The 19,721-nt window shown below is 51.3% G+C and carries 11 protein-coding genes; 5 read left to right on the plus strand and 6 right to left on the minus strand.

What is annotated here, in order from left to right:
* The first annotated feature begins 686 nt into the window (after positions 1-686).
* On the plus strand, positions 687-6,074 hold the full coding sequence (locus tag JJD41_RS12805; RefSeq protein ID WP_200666451.1) for a trifunctional serine/threonine-protein kinase/ATP-binding protein/sensor histidine kinase: 5,388 nt from the start codon (positions 687-689) through the stop codon (positions 6,072-6,074).
* A 256-nt stretch (positions 6,075-6,330) separates the two neighbouring features.
* Here JJD41_RS12805 and JJD41_RS12810 read toward each other — a convergent pair whose 3' ends face one another.
* The 6 genes from JJD41_RS12810 to JJD41_RS12835 all read right to left on the minus strand — a co-directional run bounded on the left by JJD41_RS12810 (position 6,331) and on the right by JJD41_RS12835 (position 13,400).
* Entirely contained in the window at positions 6,331-7,152 is an 822-nt protein-coding gene (locus tag JJD41_RS12810) for a hypothetical protein (RefSeq protein ID WP_200666453.1), read from the minus strand.
* Between the two features lie 65 nt (positions 7,153-7,217).
* Positions 7,218-10,484, minus strand: coding sequence for a CHAT domain-containing protein (locus JJD41_RS12815; RefSeq protein ID WP_200666455.1), 3,267 nt, complete (start codon positions 10,482-10,484; stop codon positions 7,218-7,220).
* Between the two features lie 136 nt (positions 10,485-10,620).
* Positions 10,621-11,226: a hypothetical protein gene (locus JJD41_RS12820; RefSeq protein ID WP_200666458.1), complete on the minus strand. Its 606-nt coding sequence runs from the start codon at positions 11,224-11,226 to the stop codon at positions 10,621-10,623.
* A 114-nt stretch (positions 11,227-11,340) separates the two neighbouring features.
* On the minus strand, positions 11,341-11,760 hold the full coding sequence (locus JJD41_RS12825) for a hypothetical protein (protein ID WP_234488616.1): 420 nt from the start codon (positions 11,758-11,760) through the stop codon (positions 11,341-11,343).
* 397 nt (positions 11,761-12,157) lie between these two features.
* Positions 12,158-12,622 carry a hypothetical protein gene (locus JJD41_RS12830; protein ID WP_168567704.1) on the minus strand — a complete coding sequence of 155 codons (465 nt, stop codon included), beginning with the start codon at positions 12,620-12,622 and terminating at the stop codon, positions 12,158-12,160.
* 121 nt (positions 12,623-12,743) lie between these two features.
* Positions 12,744-13,400 carry an MBL fold metallo-hydrolase gene (locus JJD41_RS12835; RefSeq protein ID WP_200666462.1) on the minus strand — a complete coding sequence of 219 codons (657 nt, stop codon included), beginning with the start codon at positions 13,398-13,400 and terminating at the stop codon, positions 12,744-12,746.
* A 3-nt stretch (positions 13,401-13,403) separates the two neighbouring features.
* Here JJD41_RS12835 and JJD41_RS12840 point away from each other — a divergent pair, with 3 nt between their 5' ends.
* The 4 genes from JJD41_RS12840 to JJD41_RS12855 all read left to right on the plus strand — a co-directional run bounded on the left by JJD41_RS12840 (position 13,404) and on the right by JJD41_RS12855 (position 19,718).
* Positions 13,404-14,879: a site-2 protease family protein gene (locus JJD41_RS12840; protein ID WP_200666464.1), complete on the plus strand. Its 1,476-nt coding sequence runs from the start codon at positions 13,404-13,406 to the stop codon at positions 14,877-14,879.
* Positions 14,880-14,884: 5 nt separating this feature from the next.
* Complete coding sequence (trmFO, locus tag JJD41_RS12845; protein WP_200666466.1) at positions 14,885-16,228, plus strand: FADH(2)-oxidizing methylenetetrahydrofolate--tRNA-(uracil(54)-C(5))-methyltransferase TrmFO; 1,344 nt, start codon at positions 14,885-14,887, stop codon at positions 16,226-16,228.
* A gap of 144 nt (positions 16,229-16,372) precedes the next feature.
* Positions 16,373-17,746, plus strand: coding sequence for a serine/threonine protein kinase (locus JJD41_RS12850; RefSeq protein WP_200666468.1), 1,374 nt, complete (start codon positions 16,373-16,375; stop codon positions 17,744-17,746).
* A 283-nt stretch (positions 17,747-18,029) separates the two neighbouring features.
* The gene (locus tag JJD41_RS12855) at positions 18,030-19,718 is read left to right on the plus strand and encodes a glycosyltransferase family 39 protein (RefSeq protein WP_200666470.1); all 1,689 of its coding nucleotides are present in this window, start codon (positions 18,030-18,032) and stop codon (positions 19,716-19,718) included.
* Positions 19,719-19,721 lie beyond the last annotated feature (3 nt).

The raw sequence follows: 19,721 nt of genomic DNA on the forward strand, positions 1-19,721 counted from the left end.
GATCGCGCGATCGCGGACGAGTTTAGAATCTTTGCTCTCGTCGAGGATAGACCCTAGAGAGAAGGAGGCGAGATCGCCCCACGGAAACGAACGATGTAGCTTCACTCATGGGTGGGAGAGTCGCCGCACAAATATTACCGATAGCGAGGGAATGCCCTTATTGACGCAGCTCTTGGGCAATGATTACAATAAGCTGTGAATTGAACTGCGAAATCCTGCCCGATGGTCTGTCATTAAGAAGTAATAAGAGCAATCCCCATCTAAGTGTTGATTTTTAATACAGTTAGAGCCACAGACGGCCTGCACTCTAAATGTATTAAAACTTCACCAAAAATAAAACTCTCTAGATCGAGGGTTGGCTACTTTAGTTTTTTTCTGACTGACAATTTCTATCTAAAAAATAGCTTCTTGCTCAAAAAACGGCGGTTTTTCTCTCTTGTTTTCCCCTTATCTTTCAAGATAATCGCAATAGAGCGTCTTCAAGCCAGGTAGCCTCTTCATCCTCTCGCCGGGTTGGATTTCAAAAGATAGGAACGCGGATCGATCCCTCTCGAATAGAAAGGGAAGTATTGGCACGGGTGGTGCTGGTTATCAACCTGTTTTTGAAATCCATTCACCCTATTTTTTGTTGACGCTTTTTTGAGTTCAACTTAGATTTTTTCCCTGATTTTTTGGCGATCGCAATAATGCTAAAGTTACCGGGTTATCAACCAACCAATCCCATTTACGTTGGCAGTCGTACCCTCGTGTACCGTTCGACACGCATCGATGACGGTCGAGCAGTCATTGTTAAAGTGCTGAGGAAATCGCATCCGACCTTTAACGAATTAGTTCACTTTCGCAATCAATATCTGATTACGCGACATCTCGATCACCCGAATATCGTCCGTCCGTTGGCCTTAGAACGGTACAATAACGGCTATGCATTAATCATGCCCGATGAAGGAGCGATCGCCCTCGGGGATTACTGGCAGCAGGGCGATCGTTCCTTAGCCGAATTCTTCGATGTTGCCCTCCAATTAACCCAAGCACTGCACTATCTGAACCAACAACATATTATCCATAAAGATCTCAAGCCCAATAACATTCTGATTCATCCCGAAACCCGGCAAGTCAAACTGATCGACTTCAGTATTTCGACCTTGCTAAAAAAAGAACAGCAACAACTGAGCAATCCGAACGTTTTAGAAGGAACCCTCGCTTACCTTTCCCCCGAACAAACCGGGCGCATGAACCGGGGAGTAGACTACCGCACCGACTTCTATTCCCTCGGAGTCACCTTTTTTGAACTGCTGACCGGAGAATTACCGTTTGTCAGTGAAGATCCGATGGAAGTCGTCCATTGCCACATTGCGAAATCGGTCAACTTTCCCGACGATCGCCCCTCCAAACCGATCCCGGAAATGCTGCAAGCGATCGTGGGCAAATTAATGGCAAAAAATGCCGAAGATCGCTATCAAAGTGGGTTGGGATTGAAATACGATCTGGAAAAATGCCAGCAAGAATTTAACCGAACGGGACAGATTTCTCCGTTCATTCTCGCCGAACGCGATCGCTGCGATCGCTTCTTAATTCCCGAAAAACTTTACGGACGCGAACGAGAAGTCCAAACCCTACTCGATGCTTTCGATCGCGTCGCCGACGGTACCACAGAAATCACCTTAGTCGCTGGATTTTCCGGCATTGGTAAAACCGCCGTCATCAATGAAATTCACAAACCGATCGTCAAACAACGGGGCTATTTCATCAAAGGGAAATTCGACCAATTTAACCGCAACATTCCCTTCAGTGGTTTCGTGCAAGCCTTCCGCGACTTAATAGGACAACTCCTGGGCGAATCCGACAGTCAATTAGCCATTTGGAAAACCAAAATTCTCGACGCCTTGGGAGAAAACGCCCAAGTAATTATCGATGTCGTTCCCGAACTCGAAACCATTATCGGCCCGCAGCCGTCGGTGTTGGAACTGTCCGCCAGTGCGGCGCAAAATCGCTTTAACGTACTGTTAGGAAACTTCGTGCGCGTTTTTGCCACCCGAGAGCATCCCCTGGTGTTGTTCCTCGATGACTTGCAGTGGGCCGATTCGGCATCTTTAACCCTGCTCAAGCGCTTAGTTAACGAATCCGAGAGCGGTTATTTGCTCGTTTTAGGGGCCTATCGCGATAACGAAGTCTTTCCCACCCATCCCTTGATGATGGGATTGGATGAAATTCGGCAAGAGGGGGCGACCCTTCATACTTTAACTTTGCTGCCGTTAACTCAAGTCGATTTGGCGCGTTTGGTCGCCGATACCTTGCTTTGTTCGCGCGAAATTGCCGCACCGTTGTCGGCGTTAATTTATCAAAACACGCAAGGCAATCCCTTTTTTGCCACCCAGTTTCTGAAACGCTTGTACGAGGAAGGGGCGATCGCCTTCGAACCCGATCTCGGTTACTGGCAGTGCGATTGGGTGCGATCGCGCGAGTTGGCGGTGACGGACGACGTGGTAGCGTTTATGGTGGAGCGCTTGCAAAAGCTGCCGCCGCCGACCCAAGAGGTGTTGAAATTGGCGGCGTGTATCGGGAATAGCTTCGATCTCACGAGCTTGGCGGTGGTGTGCGAACGCCCTGCGGAAGCGGTGGCGGCAGATTTGTGGACGGGGTTGCAAGAAGAATTCGTCTTGCCGAAAAACGAGATTTACAAATTTTTCCAGGGAGAGCCAGAGGAGGGGGAAGGGGTCAATTCTGTGACGCCGACCTATCGTTTTCTGCACGATCGCGTCCAGCAAGCGGCATATTCTCTGATTCCCGAGGAGGAAAAAGCGCTCACCCATCTCAAAATCGGTCAGTTACTGCTCGGTTGCATTCCCGAACATGAGCGGGAAGAAAACATTTTTGCGATTGTCGGTCAGCTTAACGTGGCGCGGCAATTGATTGAGGAGGAGAACGAACGGGAGAAGCTGGCGCAGTTGAATTTAACCGCCAGTCGCAAGGCGATCGCCTCTACGGCTTACGCGGCGGCTCTGGAGTACGCTCAAATCGGCATCGAACTGCTCGCAAGTCGCCCGTGGGAGGAGCAATATGAGTTGACCTTGGCGCTGCACGAACTCGCCACGGAAGCGAGCTATCTGAGTGGAGATTGGGAACGGATCGATCGCTTCGCCCGGGAAATCTCGAACCACACTCACACGGTGTTAGAGCGGCTGAAATTATACGAAATCGAGTTAGAATCGCTGACGGCGCGGGGTCAACTGGCGGAGGCGATCGCCTCGGGATTGGCGATTTTGGCGCAAGTGGGGGTAGAATTGCCGGAAAATCCGGACGATCGCGCCGTCGGAGCGGCGTTCGAGTCCGTTTCCCGGGCGATCGGCGATCGGTCTCCGGCACAACTGCTCGACCTGCCAGAGGCCAGGGACCCCAACATTCAAGCGGCGGCGCGGATTTGGACGGCCCTCGTGCCACCGACTTACTTATCCCGACCTCGGCTTTACATCGTCGGTGCGTTAAAACAGGTGGAACTAGCGATCGCCTCCGGTCACTTGCCCGAATCTCCCTTTACCTATGCCTGTTATGGCATGTTGCTGTGCGGTCTCGTCGGCGATCGGGAATTGGGTTTCCAGTTCGGTCAATTAGCCCTCGACTTGCTGGCTCGTCAACCGCACGCCTTATTAAAAGGAAAAACCTTACAACTGGTTTATACTTTTACCCGCCACTGGAAAAGACCTCTACGAGAATCCCTCCCCGCTCTCAAAACCGCTTACGTGAGTTGTGTGGAAGTTGGCGATCTCGGATTTGCGGGCTACCCGGCGAATACCTACGCCTATTATGCCTACTATGCCGCCCAACCCTTGGCGTCTTTAGCGACGGAAATCGCCGGGTACGTCCAAGCTTTAGAACAATTTCAGCAACACAACACCCTGCTTTACTGCCAGATCGTGCGCCAAGCGGTTTTGAATTGGATGGGAGAAAGCGACTGTCCCCCGGCGTTAATTGGCAGCGTTTACGACGAAAGAGAACAAATTGCTTTTCACGAAAGGACGGGCGATCGCTCGGGATTGGCGTTAATTTGGATTCAGAAATTAATCTTATCCTATGCCTTCGGCGAGTTCGAACAAGCGCGAGAATACAGTCAAAAAGCGCGCCAGTATTTAGATGCGCTGATTGGGTTCATTCATCTGGCGATCGTCAATTTTTACGAATCTCTAACCTTAATCGCCCTGTTACGACGAGGGGAGGTGAGCGATCGCGAAGCAGTTGAGAAACAGATTGCCAACAATCAGGAACAATTAAACGAGTGGGCCACCCAAGGGCCGATGAATTTTGAACATAAATTCGATTTAGTCGAAGCCGAACGAATGCGCTTGGGAGGCTGCCGCGATCGGGCGATCGAGAGTTACGATCGCGCTATTGCCGGAGCCAAAACGAACCGATACCTTCAAGAAGAAGCCCTAGGGAACGAATTAGCCGCTCAATTTTATCTCGAATGGGCCAAAGATGCGATCGCCGCCGAGTACATGCAACACGCCTATTCTTGCTATGCATATTGGGGTGCAAAAGCTAAAACCGACCGACTGGAATGGGACTATCCAGAACTCCTCGGACCCGTTTTACAACGAGCGAAACTGGAGTTGAATCCTAGTAATAGTTTAGAAGGGTTGACCCATACCTTACTCTCTACCACTCATACCCACAATAGCAGCACCGGATTGTCCGATTCTTTAGATTTAGCCTCGCTGTTGAAAGCCGCTCAAACCCTATCGCGGACGATCGAACTCGACCAATTACTGTGCGAAATTTCTCAAATTATTTTAACGAATGCAGGGGCGCAAAAAGTCGCTTTATTAATTCCCCAAGAGGAGATCTGGCATTTGCGAGCAATGGCGGAACTTACCGAAGAGGGAACCGTAGAAACCGACACGCGATCGCAACCGTTAACCGTTGAGAGTCCGGTTCCTTCTTACTTAATTCACTACGTCAAAAACACTCAAAAAGTGGTGGCGATCGACGAAGGAAAAACCGATATTTCCGGGATTGTCAGAGGATATTTACTCGAACGCCAACCCCAAAGTGTCCTCTGTGTTCCCCTGTTAAATCAGGGGAAATTAATCGCGATTCTCTATTTAGAACATCCGATCGCCAAAGGGGTATTTACCCCCGATCGCCAGCAAGTGGTGAAATTCCTCTGCACTCAAGCGGCGATCGCCCTCCAAAATGCCCAACTGTATCGCCAAGCACAAGAAGCGTTAGCCCAACTCCAACAAGCGCAATTACAAATCGTCCAAAGCGAAAAAATGTCCGCTTTGGGTAATTTAGTCGCCGGGGTCGCTCACGAAATTAACAACCCTACGGGATTTCTGCAAGGGAATATTAAACCTGCCCAAGACTACGTGAATGACTTGATGGCTGCGATCGACTATTTACTACAAAAAGTTCCGGCGAACGACCCGGAAATCGAAGAAAAATTAGAAGAATTCGATCTCGAATTCATTCGCGAAGATTTGCCCAAACTTTTAGAATCGATGCATTTGGGAATCGATCGCATTCGCAGTATCAGTAAAAGTTTGCGAACTTTCTCCCGTCAAGATCGCGAACAAAAGATCAAATTTAATCTCCATGAAGGGATTGAAAGTACCTTACTGATTCTCAAGCATCGCACGAAAGCGAATAAAATGCGTCCGGCGATCGATATTATCAAAGACTATCGAGATTTGCCCGATATTCAGTGTTTCGCGGGGCAGATCAATCAAGTGTTTATGAATATTTTAGCCAACGCGATCGATGCTTTAGAAGAAGGTTGTCAGGGGAAAGATTACGCGCAAATCAAAGCTAACCCCAATCGGATTACGATTCGGACGTATCAGGTCGATCGCGATCGGGTGCAGATTGAAATTGAGGATAATGGTTCTGGGATGCAACCGGAAACCCAACGCCGGGTGTTCGACCACAGTTTTACCACCAAAGAAGTTGGAAAAGGAACGGGTTTGGGAATGGCGATCGCCCATCAAATTATCACCGAACAACACGGCGGGACGATTCGCTGCGATTCCACGTTGGGACGGGGGACGGTGTTTACCATCACCCTACCGATTGGGGGATAATTTCCTCGTGAGATTCAATGCTGCATGAAAAAACGGCAAAGATCGCCTCGCTGGGCGAATTAAGCATCTGGAGTTGCCGATCGAGATCTGGGTAAATCCGGTATGAGTAGGTCAATACAAGCATGTAGCTATTACAACTTAGTAGAAACAGCAATGCTCCCTAGAAATTAGCGAAAGAGTATGGCGACTCCGTTCCACTCCATCGCCTCGGCTTTCATCCCGACAGCTTCGCGTAGAGTGCGGGGCTTCCCGCCGATTAAGCTAATGCCGAATCCAAAGATCCTCGAACAAACAAATCTAAAAACTCCTCGACCACCGCTTCGGGATCGTCCAAACATTCCCGTTCGGTAAATCGAGTATAAACAATCCCCTGGCGCAAAAAAAGACGAGCGCGGTGGTAGTCCGGGGGAGACCCGGCGGAATCGGTGGGGCCGTCTACTTCGAGGATGCCCAATTGCCCGCGATAGACGATCGAAAACTCGACATCGATCGCCCGAGACGGGCCGTCCCGGGTGGGAACGCGACCGGGAACGTTGGCAAAAAACACGAGCTGTCGGCGATCGAGGGCTTCGGCGATCTTGACCTGGGCGGGCGATCGCAACCACAAGCCATTCCACTCGATCGCCCCTCGCGCCGTGCGATCGCCCGTCGGCGTGGGGGGGACCGCGATCGGCAAGCGGGAATTGCGCTGCAACTGCTCGAACACCTCGCGCAATTTCGGCGATGCCTTACTCACATCCACCCGCCAGTGATGTTCGCTATTCTTACCTCCGGGCTGCCCTTGATAAGTCACGCGAATCCCTTCTATATTCGTCGTCAAACCCGGATCGCGCCATTTGCGATAAATATAATTATTAACCTTGTGGCGATTGAAATGCTTGTTGGGTTGGAGAACTTGAAACAGAGGAATTAAAAAATCGAGTAATTTGCTCGTCGGGACGACGATCTCTTGAGCTTGGGTTTGTAAGGCGCTGGAAAACATCGGTTGCGGAAACGGGATTTGACTGAAATTGAGATAGCCCTTACGACTTCGTTGGGGAAGAACCGGGTCACCGGAGTCAGGTTTAAACGTTCCCATTCACTTCGCTGTTGAAATTTGCCTTATTGTAGTTCTCACATCAAACGTCGGTCAATCGATCGCCCTCAGCGCATCTGACCGATCGCCGTAAACGCCGCCCATCCGTAGGGATTCGGATCGACGGCGATCGTTGCCAACATCGCCTGTCGCAATGCCTGAGCCTTATCCCCCGATTGGCGCCAGTGACGGTAAAATTCCCCCATCAGCACCGCCGTAGTATCGTCCGGAACCGACCACAACGACACCAACACGCTCGTCACCCCCGCCGAAATCAGCGATCGCGACAACCCGATCACCCCGTCCCCCGTAATTTTCCCCCGTCCCGTCTCACAAGCGGACAACACCACCAATTCCGCATCGAGGTTCAACTCAAAAATTTCCGCCGCCGTCAGCAAACCGTCCTCATTTCCCGAAGGGGTCAGGGCAATCCAACTATCGAGGGCGCGATTGGGGTCGAAACTGCCGTGAGTGGCGAGATGGATAATCCGCGACCCTTGCATTTTTTCCACCACTGCGGTTTCCGTCGCCTGTTGACCGAGGATCGGATTGACGTCGAGCAGTTGGGCAATTTCGCGGGCTTCCAGTTCCGCATAGGGTAACGGGGCCAATTGGATCGACCGTTGACCGATGCCCTCGGAAACCCTCGGCATTTGGGGATTGCCGACGACGATCGCCTCCCCACCCTGGGTTCGCGCCTTCTCCTCCCATTTCTGGCCCCGGCGGTGGGTCAAATCGAGAATTTGAATGGAGGGAGCCGTAGAAATTGCGTATTTTTCAATGAGATAGCGCCCGTCTGCGTCGATTAAGGCGGGAAAAGGCAGGAGAAAGAGAGAATCTTGAGGGATAAACACGACATGCTCGTTGGGATCCGTCGGCAGCAGATCGGCGATCGGGTCGATTAACAGTTCGTGCAGTTGTTTTAACTCGTCATAAGTCACTTCCCATTCCGGGGGCGCTTGGGTTCCACTCGTTTGAGCTTCCAGGTTGAACAGTCTGAGATTCCGACTGCCGATGACTTCTGGCAGACGGTTCCCCCGTCGGTCGATGCGAAATTCCGAATGACAGGCCCAGTCATCGAAACAACGGGATTGATAAATCAGGGTGTCGAGAGAGGTATTCTGTTCTCGCCATAAGGGTTTGAGGTCGCTGCGGCGAAAGGTAATTTCTCCGGTCGGCTGGACCACCCAGATGTACAGCTCGGATTCGCGCCATTGGCGCCGTCCGTCGATTTCAAACAGACGGGCGATCCGGCTGTATTGAACGAGGGTGGCGTCGAGATCGCGGGCGATCGTGCGGATTTCGTCGATGTTGGGGGGGGTGATTTCTCGTTCGACATTCAAGCGGTCGGCGAAGTTTTCGGCGACCAATTCGACAAAAGCGCGGGCCCGTCCGCGTTCGGCGATTTCGAGGGCGCGATCGCTTTTGTCCTGTATCACGAGGACTTGTTGCAAGAGTTCGTAACTGTTTTTTTGCCGCTCGAACAGGGCCACTTTTTGACGGTCGCTCAATCCGGGGCGCAACTGTTCGCGAAGGTCGATCGCTTCAAATAGGCGGCTTTCGGCTTGCGGGTAGTCGCCGCGATCGCGGTAGAGTTCGCCAAGATTGTGCAGGCTGATGCCTTGTTGGGGGCGATCGCCCGATTCTCGATGGATGGCGAGGGCGTCTAAATAATACTGCTCGGCGCGATCGTACTGTTTCAACCCTTGGTAAACCCAACCGAGATTATTGAGGGTCGTCCCTTCGATCGGTCGGTTGCCGACTTGGCGATGAATGGCGAGGGCTTCTTGTAAATATTGCTCGGCTTTGGCATATTCCCCCTGTTGCTGGTCGATGACGCCGAGGTTATTGAGGATGGTCGCCACGCCGCCACGGGACCCCAACCCTCGGTAAATTTCGAGGGCTTGTTTGTAGTGAGATTGCGCCGTGCTATAGTGACCGAGACTTTCATAAACCCGTCCGAGGTTGTTGAGGACGGTGCCGACGGCTTCGCGATCGCCCACGTCCCGACTGATGGTGAGGGCTTGTTGGTAAGACTGTTCGGCTGACTCGAATTCGCCCAGATTGAGGGAGAGGGAACCGAGGTCGTTGAGGGTTGCGGCTTGCCAAAGGCGATCGTCCAGTTCGCGATAAATCGTTAAGGTGTCGGTGTAATATTGTCCGGCGCGGGCGTATTCTCCTTGCTTTTGGGCGATTTCCCCTAAATTTCTGAGGTTGGCGGCTTCTTCGCGGCGATCGCCCCGCTCTCGATTGAGGCTTAAGGCTTGTTCTAAGTAAGATTTGGCGCGATCGTAGGCTCCCCGGTTGCTATACAGTTGTCCGAGCATTCCGAGGCTCCAGGTTTCCCCGGGGCGATCGTCCAATTCCCGATAGAGGGCTAAGGCTTGTTCTAAGTAGGGTGCGGCGCGATCGTATTCTCGGCGGCTGTTGTAAACGCTGCCGAGGTCGTAGAGTCGGGAGGCTTCGGCGTGGCGATCGCCCAATTCCCGATAGAGGGCTAAGGCTCGTTCGTAGGACTGTTGGGCGCGGTCGTATTCGCGCCAATTGTGATAAAGCTCTCCGAGTCGGGTGAGAAAATTGGCTTGTTGGCGGCGATTGTCGAGTTCGCGGGCGATCGTTAAACCTTGCTGGTAGTAGGGTTCGGCGCGAGGGTAATCGGCGCGTTTGAAGTAGAGGCGGGCGAGGTTGTAGAGGGTGATGCTTTCCCTGGAGCGATCGCCCAATTCACGATAAATGGCGAGGGCTTGTTCGGAGTGAGAACGGGCTTCCTCCAATTTGTCCCAGTGGTCGTAAAGTAAGCCGAGATTGTTGAGTAGGTTGGCTTCGGCGGAGCGATCGCCCAATTCGCGATAGATCCCGAGGGCTTGGGAGTAATATTGTTGGGCTTGAGAATATTTTTCCCAATCGTGATAGAGATCGCTCAAGGCGCTGAGGGTAGCTGCTTCCCCGGCGCGATCGTCGAGTTCGCGATCGATCGCCAACGATTGCAAGTAGGATTGTTCGGCACGATCGTACTGTTGGAGTTGCCGATAGACCGAGCCGATACTGTACAGGGTGATGCCTTCTTCGAGGCGATCGCCCCGTTGGCGATCGAGGACGAGGACGTGTTGGAACAGTTCGAGGGCTTGGTTCCATTCGCCGCGATCGTAATGTTCCTGCCCCCGTTCAAACAATTGCTCGCGTTCGCTTTGGGGGGGTTCCTCCTCGACCGCTTCCACGGTTTGAGATCGCGCCGATCGCGGCCACGTGGTGTGAGGAAAGTAAGAAAATTCGAGGACGATCCCGAAACTTAATGTCACAACTAACAGGCTCGACAGTCGCGGCTTCAATGACATCGGTAGTGATTCTCCGATCGATCCGACGGTAAATAGAGGGGCGTGACCCTCGACGGGTCAAGTCCTCTCCCAGTGTTGCCTTTGTTGAGGGCGATCGGCAACCCCCCGATCCGGCGACTAAATCATGTTGTTGCGCTTATTTAGAGCGATCGGGTCTGGATTTCGGGTTTTTGACATGGGTCAATCCGAGTTGACCTCTCAAGCGTCCCAATTCGGTATCGATCGGATCGCGCTGGCGTCCTCGCGAGCGCGATTGTACGGCTTGGTGAGGCTTCGAGGATAGCTGGCGCGATCGCACGGAGGCGTCGTAACGATAGAGGAGGATGGCGATCGCGATCCAGGTAAAAGATAGGGTTTTTAGCAGCCAATCGCGCTCGATGGGGTTAACGATACCATCTGCGGCCATTCGGAAGGCGATCGGGAGCCAGATGGTCGCGGTGGCGATCGTGCTAACAAGGGTCACGATCGTGGCGTTCATTCCTTCGACCCATCCCCGCCGAGACAACCGCCAACTGAAGGGCTGGCGATCGGCGATCGCGTCGATAAATTGCCGAAAATAGGCCATTTCAAGGAATAAGATGATAATCGTCAAAATTCCGCTCGTCAGCAGGAGTTCGGGTTTGTCGAACAAGACGGCGAGCAGGTTGGTATAAAAGCCGACGATATAATTGAGATAGAGTGAAACACTGAGTGCGATCGCGAGAACGACGGTTCTCAACGCCGCAATTAACCAAAATTTCATCACATACCTGTTTGTTACTGCGCCCCTCTTAGTCCCACAACTATTATGCATGAAAGTCTGATGCACAAACTATCTATGAGGAGCAATCGTCAAACAGCCGTTTGAAGTTAAACTTCAAAAAGGTTTGAGCCAGTGGCGGGCGATCGCCCAATCCAGAACGAGACCTGCAACGGCAAATAACACCAAACTTTCGAGGACGAGGACGCCGACGGGCCAGAGGGGGCGTTCTAAGTATAAACCGAGGTCGAGTTGGGTTAAACCGCGCACCAGTCCGAAGGCGAGGACGCCTCCCGATTTGAGGTGGGGGTTGGCGTCGTCGCGAATGATGTAGCGGTAGGTGACGCCGAAGAGGAAGCCACTGACGGCAACGATCGCGGTGGACACCACCCAGTGGAAGGGGTCGGCGCCGAACGGCGACCCGAAACGATCGCCCGTCCCGAGTTGAGAATTGATAATAGAAAAAACTTCAAACGAGACAACCGTCGCACTGGCGGCGATCGCCCCCGATTTTACGGATTCTAAACGCTCGGTCATTCGTTCCATTTTGGAATTTTAGAGTTGAGATTTTAGAGTTGAGATTGAAAGGGCTTGCCGGGAAATAGTCCCAAGTAAGTGAAGGTAAATTCACAAAAAGATATCTTTGAAGATTTTATCATTTTTAGTAATTCAAAATTCACGATTGTGGATAAAATTACTCCATTGCCTTATCTTTCTACCGATGATTTATCCCAATTTCTAAACCTTTGACACGGACCGATCGCCTGTAGGGACGCCGATATGCCTTGTCCCTACCTCTCGATGCAATCTTTAAACGACGGGATTACATAGGCGCGATCCGTCGATCGCACCCATTAAAAATAGACTGCTTGCAGATCCCTTGAAAATCTACGAGCAGCCTATTCATTCATCTATCGAACGGTTCAAAATCGCCTTACAAAACTTGATGGGTGTAAGAATGTTGTTTGACGTTATCTTCAGTTTTGACGATATTTTCTGAATTGAGCACTCGTTTGCGTTCCGTGGAATAATTCAACTCGCGATAAGTGCTGCCTACCGAGATAATTTCCGTGGCTTCGGGACGGCGTTTGTAAGTGCGGGTCGCGGCGAACAAGCGTTCTACAAACTCATCGCAAAATTGAGCTTCGGCGGGAAATTCCGAGAGCATTTTGGGAGTATCTCCCTGTAAAACATCGCCAATTTTCGCCGCACGAGCAAATTCATAGGAGGTAGGAATCCCTTTAACGATCGCCTCTAGGGCCGCCGAGGGAATCGGTTCGGCGATTTTTACTTCGTGCAGTTCGCCTTCTTCTTTCAAAAAGCAAGTCGCCAAACCGACAACGATATAATCGTCAGCCGTGAGGTCGGGGGCGTTGGGATAAACGGAGGTAGCGGTCATAAGCCTTGATTTTCCAGGATTGAATCGCATTGCCGGATGCATTGTAGCAAGTTGGCGACGGGAGACGCAGGGGGGCGACCCCGGGATCGACAATCGCCCGTAACCTCCGTCTAGAAAGGGGTTAGAGAACGGCCTCCGTTTGAGCTGCCGCCTCCAGGTCGATCGCGCAGAGGCGATCGTAGGCCCGATCGATCGCCCGTTGACCGCGCAAATAGCCCGTATTGGCCCCGGGACAGATCGCGGTTAAGGTTTGCGGACTGAAACGATCGCGCAACAAGGCGACACTCCGCAGTTGGCGGGGCCAGTGAAACGTTTTCGAGGTCCGCAGGGGAACGGCATTGCCGTCGCGGTCCGGGACTAAGTGACGCCCGCTAAACAAGACGCCCCCTGCTACGCCCGCGTACAAACAGGCACTTCCGGGGGAATGTCCAGGGGTCCAAATGGCCTCAAAATCGGGATCTAAAGCCAATTCACGATGAAAAGTAGTGACCTCCAAGCCGGGAAGCAAGTAAGCTTCTTGTTCCTGAACGACGATCTCGCAATCGAAACATTGCTGAATTTCTTTAGCGCGGGCGATCGCCGTGCGATGGGTGATCGACAGCCATCGCACGCCGCCGCGTTCTTCCAAAAACTGTTGGGTCGTTTCGTCCCACGCCGGACAATCAATCAGAAGATTGGCGTTCTTTTTTACAATAAAGTAGGCTGTGCCTCCTAACGTTTCTCGATTGGGAGGGAAGGCAAAAATTCTGTCGAACACAGCCCGTGGTTGTTTGGGCATAGCATGATTGTCTGGTTACTTCTCGTTCTCTTAGGCGCGGTTACCTATCTTATTTTGCAGCATTGGGTCGCTTACCGGACGCGCACGCCGATCTGGATTTTGTGGCTGGTGTTGATGACTCCGGCCATTATTTGGTTGGGATGGTTGGTGGTTTACGGTGAAAACGCGCCGATTCCCCCGATTTTGGCGATCGCGCCCTTTGCGGTCTGTCCGATAATTTACTGGTTTTTAGTACAGTGGGGACGGCGACCGTTGCCGCGCGGCGAGGTTGTCGAGACCCAGGTGGAGGAAGAAGAAAGCGAGTCTGCGTCTGAATCCGAGTTACCCGAGACCGAACCGCGTCCCCTCACTCAAGAGGAAGAAAACCAACTGCGCGATTGTTTCTCGTGGACGGTTTATCCCCTTCACGGGATCGATTACCGTCCGCAGGCGGTGATTTGCCGGGGTCAGTTGCGCGCGGCACCGGACGTAGCGTACCACAAGATTGAAACCAAGATTCACGAGTGTTTTGGCGATCGCTTTCTGGTGGTTTTGCAGGAAGATTTCAAAGGTAAACCATTTTTTGTCTTAGTTCCCAATCCCCAGCGCCAAACCGAACGCGACGATCTCAGCCGACCTGCGATCGCCTTAGCCTTAGCGGCGATTACGTTATTTACCACCACGGTGATGGGGACGCAAATTGCCGGACTGGCGATCGAAAATGTCTTTGTCAACCCGGTTTTACTGATCGACGGATTGCCCTACGCGATCGCCCTGATGGCGATTTTGGGCATTCACGAATCGGCCCATTACCTGTGCGCGCGCTACTATCAGATCGAAGTCACCCTACCTTATTTCATCCCCTTTCCCGCCTTTTTAGGCACCTTCGGCGCCTTCATCCAAATGCGATCGCCGATGCCGAATCGTAAAGTCCTCTTCGATATCAGCCTCGCCGGACCCGTCGCCGGATTTGTACTCACGGTTCCCCTACTGATTTGGGGCTTGCAGAACTCGACGGTCGTAGACCTGCCCGAAGACGGGGGCTTGTTGACCATCGAAGCCCTCAACCCGCGCTTTTCCTTCCTCTTAACGATCTTGAGTAAAATCGCCCTCGGGTCGCAATTGACCGCCCAAGGGGCGATCGCCCTCCATCCCGTCGCCGTCGCCGCCTACATCGGTTTAATTGCCACCGCCTTTAACTTAATGCCCGTGGGACAACTCGACGGCGGACACCTGGTTCACGCCATGTTCGGGCAACGCACGGCGGTAATGGTCGGCCAATTTGCGCGATTTTCACTGCTGGCGTTGTCCTTCCTGTATCGAGATTGGTTTTTCCTGGCGTTATTTCTATTTATCATGCCGATTCTCGACAATCCCGCCCTCAACGACCTGAGCGAATTGGACGATCGCCGGGATTTTTGTGGCTTGGTGGCGATCGTCGTGTTACTCTCGATCGTCCTACCCGCCCCCAGTTTTGTTACCCAGTGGCTCAATCTCTAACGCTCATGAACCCCCAACACCCCCCCATCCACGTCATCGGCGGCGGACTCGCCGGAACCGAAGCCACCTGGCAAATTGCCCGGGCTGGCATCCCCGTGGTGCTTCACGAAATGCGTCCCCTTCAAACCAGTCCCGCCCACCATACCGAAGAACTCGCCGAACTGGTCTGTTCCAACTCCTTCGGCGCCCGGGCCAGCGATCGCGCCGCCGGACTCCTGCACGAAGAACTGCGCCAACTCGGGGCGATCGTCATTCAAACCGCCGACCGACACCAAGTTCCCGCCGGAGGCGCCCTCGCCGTCGATCGCGCCGTCTTCAGCCGCGACCTCACCGAAACCCTCGCCAACCACCCCCTCATCGAACTCCGACGCGGCGAAGTCCGCCAACTTCCCCCAGAAGGGATCGTCGTCCTCACCACCGGACCGTTGACCACCGACCCCCTCGCCGAAGACCTCCAGCGTTTCACCGGAATGCAATACATGAGCTTCTTCGACGCCGCCAGTCCGATCGTTCTCGGCGAGTCCATCGACTTCGAGACCGCCTTTCGCGCCTCCCGCTACGACAAAGGCGACGCGGACTATATCAACTGTCCGATGAATAAAGACCAGTACCTGCACTTCTGGCAAGAACTTTGCGCCGCCGAACAAGCCGAACTCAAAGATTTCGAGCGCGAAACCGCCAAATTCTTTGAAGCCTGTCTTCCGATCGAAGAAATGGCCAAACGCGGCGAAGATACCATGCGCTACGGTCCGCTCAAACCCGTCGGACTCACGGACCCGCGCACCTCAGAGCGCTTTTACGCCGTCGTCCAACTGCGCCAAGAAGACAAAGCGGGCAACCTCTGGAATCTGGTTGGCTTCCAAACCAACCTGCGATGGGGCGAACAAAAGCGCGTCTTTCGCCTGATTCCCGGCTTGGAAAATGCCGAATTTATCCGCATGGGCGTCATGCACCGCAATACCTTTATTAATTCCCCCGAACTGCTCGAATCGACCTTGCAGTTCAAAAAACGTCCTACCCTCCTCGCCGCCGGACAACTGACGGGAACTGAAGGCTACACCGCCGCCACTGCAGGGGGTTGGCTGGCGGGCACCAACGCCGCCCGATTGGCCCGAGGGTTGGAACCCGTGACTTTACCGACGACGACGATGATGGGTTCCCTGTTCGAGTTTATTAGTTCGGCGTCCCCGAAACATTTTCAACCGATGCCGCCCAATTTTGGCATTATTCCCGAGTTACCTGTGAAAGTTAAAAATAAGCGGGAACGTTACGGAAAGTACCGCGATCGCGCTTTAAACGATTTAACGCAATGGCGCGATCGTCTTTTAACGATACCCGCCAATGTTTAACTAATATTAAATTGCGCCACTGCTCGCTCAAACTCAAGTCCCCCTTGTTAAGGGGGATTTAGGGGGATCTCTGTTTTCTCCACCGATCGCAATTCCTATGATATCGTAGGTGCAAAATCTAAAAAAACATGAGGCGATCGCGGCATGGAACCCCTACATCAAAACGGCGATCTCATCAACAATCGCTATCGCATTCAAGGTCTTCTCGGTGAAGGTGGCATCGCGATTACTTATCGGGCGATCGACGAAACCACCGACGAACCCGTTGCCATTAAAGCCCTTTCCTTACGACAAGTTAAAGACTGGAAAATTCTCGAACTCTTCGAGCGCGAAGCTAAAGTTCTCGCCCAAATCGACTATCCCACTATTCCCAATTATTTAGATTATTTTCACATCGACCTCGATCGCGATCGCCGCTTTTATATCGTCCGCCAAATTGCCCCCGGTAAATCCCTCGCCGCTTGGGTCGAACAGGGATGGTACGCCGACGAAACCGAAGTCAAGAATATCGCCGAAAATATTTTAACAATTCTCGTTTATTTACAACAATTTACTCCTCCCATCATCCACCGCGATCTGAAACCCGAAAATATTATTCGACAAGAAGACGGACAACTATTTTTAGTCGATTTTGGTGCCGTTCAAGACACCTATCGCAACACGATGATAAGCGGGAGTACGGTGGTCGGAACTTACGGTTACATGGCGCCGGAACAGTTTCGGGGTAAAGCCGAACTCGCCACGGATTTATACGGTTTAGCCGCAACTTTGCTATTTCTTTTAACCCATCAATCCCCCGCCGATTTGCCCCAAAAACGCATGAAAATCGAGTTTCATTCGGCGGTCAAACTCTCCGATGAATTCGCCCGATGGCTCGAAATTATGCTCGAACCTGCGGTAGAAGATCGGTTTCAAAGTGCAACGGAAGCCCTGAATGCATTACACGATCTGCGAGGAAGGTTAACACCCCGTCATCGCGATCGCCCCCTTCCCGGAAGTAAAATTATCTTAGAAAAAAGCGATCGAGAATTAATCGTAGACATTCCCCCGACTGGATTGACTAGACACAATGTAGGCTTGCTAGGATTTGCCCTGTTTTGGGATTATTTTGTGTTGATGTGGACGTTCTTCGCCGCCTCTGCGAGTCCATTTTTTGCTTTATTTTCGATTCCATTTTGGGCAGTCGGCTTAACTCTTCTCGGTTTCGCTTTATCTTCGTTCTTTTTACATTTCAATTTAGAAATTAATCCCCGCAACTTTTTCATGCAGTGGAAATTCGGTTTTTGGCGACATCAAGTTACGGGTAAAACTCAGAATTTATCCAGGGTAGAAGTCAGTCCGACCTCGATGAAAATTAATAATAAACCGATCGTTACTTGTGCCTTATTTAAAGGCGCAAAAGAGTATCGCTTTGGTTCTCAACTGTCAACCATCGAACAGGAATGGTTAGTGCAGCAAATTGCTACTTATCTCGGTATTTTTGCAAAAATTGAAGGTCGAGAGAGCGATCGTTATTAGAAATTGTCAAAAGATAATCGTCACAAATTGCGATCGCCTCCAATTACAATGGTCAACCAAATGCGAAGGTCGATATCCTCATACAGTATTTGCCTCTGCTATGCAAGACATTTAGATCCCCCGAAATCCCCCTCGCCAGGTAGGGGTTTGGTTACCAAACCCCTACTTTGCTCATCAGACGCCCGAGAGCTGTAAAGTACACTGATGTAACTTATCATTCCCCTAAAAACAGCGAAGCCAGTAGAATCTTTGCCTTGTAGAAAAATATAATTGCTTTACTTTTATGGGATTATCTCGCCACTATTTAAATCTGACTATTATTTTATTTTTGGGTGCCTTATTACGCTTTCTTCAATTAGAAGCAAAACCGTTATGGTTGGATGAAATCATGACGGCGATCTTTAGTTTGGGAAAAAGTTATCAGGAAATTCCTTTAGATATTGCTTTTTCTCCAGAAGTATTAACCAATATTTTCAGCGATCGCCCCCCGGCGACTTGTTCGCAAATTGCGGCAACAGTAGCTACTGAATCGACCCATCCACCCTTATTTTTTTGCTTGATGCACGATTGGTTAAATCGAGTTGATGGGTCTTTCGTTTGGCAGTTACGATCGCTTCCTGCGTTATTTGGAGTCGGGGCGATCGCCGCGAGTTATTATCTCAATCGCGTGGCTTTTTCTAAAGAAGCGGGAGTAATGGCGGCGGGAGTAATGGCGGTCTCTCCATTTGCGGTTTATTTATCGCAAGAAGCGCGCCATTATACCTTACCAATGCTGCTGATTTCTCTCTCCTTAACTGCTTTAATTTCAACGATCTGCCGTTTAATTCAAGGTAAAAAATTTCCTATCCGTTTGGGGTTGTTATGGGCGATTTGTAATACAATTGCTCTTTACATTCACTATTTTTCTTTACTGGCGATCGCCGCTCAAATTTTAACGACAATTATTATTTTGATCTGGCATTATCGAACAACTATAGAGCGAATTTCAAGCAAGGCGATCGCCTTAACGGGCTTTTGTTTTACCCTACCTTTTCTCGCCTTTTTACCGTGGTTACCCACCCTTTACAGTCATTTCAATCGTTCGGAAACCGATTGGTTTCAACCCTTCCAACCGTCTTGGGTCGATAGCATCAACCCCATTTTCCAAACCCTCGCCGGATGGACGGTCATGGTGGTGGCGTTCCCCGTAGAAAATCAACCTCTCCCGTTAGCGATTCCCGCCGCCATCTTAATGCTGCTTTTTGTTGGCGCTTTACTGTGGGTTTTATCGGGAACAATTCGCCAACTCATCTCCCAAAAAAGCACCCAGCTTTCAACGCTCATTTTACTATTATTTACGGCAATTGTTTTATTAGAATACTTGACAATTGTCTACGGCTTGGGCAAAGATATCACCTCAGCCGTTCGCTATCATTTTATTTACTATCCGAGTATTTGCGCCTTAATCGGTGCGGGATTGTGGTACGGTTCTCCCCGCGCATTGTTACCACTTCACAAGCGAGTTTATGCCCTGTTTGTATTCACTGTAGGCACGTTGAGTAGTGTATTTGTTTTGTCTAATTTGGCATTTCAAAAGCCTTACGACCCTCAAGGGGTTGCTAAGATCGTGAATTTAGAACCGACACGATCGCTGGCGATGGTGGTAGGGTACGAAAACTATCAAGAAGTGGCATTAGGGTTAAGTTTTGCTCTCGAACTCAGTCGCCAACGCGCCGAAGAAGGGGAAGGAAACGATCGCACTCAGTTTGCCTTTTTATCTCGATCGCCTCACTATCAAAATGTGTGGCAATCCCTGGCTGAATTGGAAAATTTAGGAGAACTTCCCCTCAATTTGTGGGTCGTTGCGCCGGGTTTGCGACAACGACAATATCCCCCAGAATTGGCGATCGCCTCCGGGAAGAGTTGCGCGTTAGATCCGGCACAATATTATCGATTGGGAATTCCCTATCAGCTTTATCGCTGTCGGGAATAAAAA

Source organism: Oxynema mangrovii CENA135, from assembly GCF_016632315.1.
Taxonomy (GTDB): Bacteria; Cyanobacteriota; Cyanobacteriia; order Cyanobacteriales; family Laspinemataceae; genus Oxynema; species Oxynema aestuarii.

What these genes read in the sequence shown, in the direction of transcription:
- JJD41_RS12855 (WP_200666470.1), top strand. Translation starts at nt 18,030, where the DNA reads ATGGGATTATCTCGCCACTATTTAAATCTGACTATTATTTTATTTTTG.
- JJD41_RS12810 (WP_200666453.1), bottom strand. Translation starts at nt 7,152, where the DNA reads ATGGGAACGTTTAAACCTGACTCCGGTGACCCGGTTCTTCCCCAACGA.
- JJD41_RS12840 (WP_200666464.1), top strand. Translation starts at nt 13,404, where the DNA reads ATGATTGTCTGGTTACTTCTCGTTCTCTTAGGCGCGGTTACCTATCTT.
- JJD41_RS12815 (WP_200666455.1), bottom strand. Translation starts at nt 10,484, where the DNA reads ATGTCATTGAAGCCGCGACTGTCGAGCCTGTTAGTTGTGACATTAAGT.
- trmFO (WP_200666466.1), top strand. Translation starts at nt 14,885, where the DNA reads ATGAACCCCCAACACCCCCCCATCCACGTCATCGGCGGCGGACTCGCC.
- JJD41_RS12825 (WP_234488616.1), bottom strand. Translation starts at nt 11,760, where the DNA reads ATGACCGAGCGTTTAGAATCCGTAAAATCGGGGGCGATCGCCGCCAGT.
- JJD41_RS12850 (WP_200666468.1), top strand. Translation starts at nt 16,373, where the DNA reads ATGGAACCCCTACATCAAAACGGCGATCTCATCAACAATCGCTATCGC.
- JJD41_RS12805 (WP_200666451.1), top strand. Translation starts at nt 687, where the DNA reads ATGCTAAAGTTACCGGGTTATCAACCAACCAATCCCATTTACGTTGGC.
- JJD41_RS12835 (WP_200666462.1), bottom strand. Translation starts at nt 13,400, where the DNA reads ATGCCCAAACAACCACGGGCTGTGTTCGACAGAATTTTTGCCTTCCCT.
- JJD41_RS12830 (WP_168567704.1), bottom strand. Translation starts at nt 12,622, where the DNA reads ATGACCGCTACCTCCGTTTATCCCAACGCCCCCGACCTCACGGCTGAC.
- JJD41_RS12820 (WP_200666458.1), bottom strand. Translation starts at nt 11,226, where the DNA reads ATGAAATTTTGGTTAATTGCGGCGTTGAGAACCGTCGTTCTCGCGATC.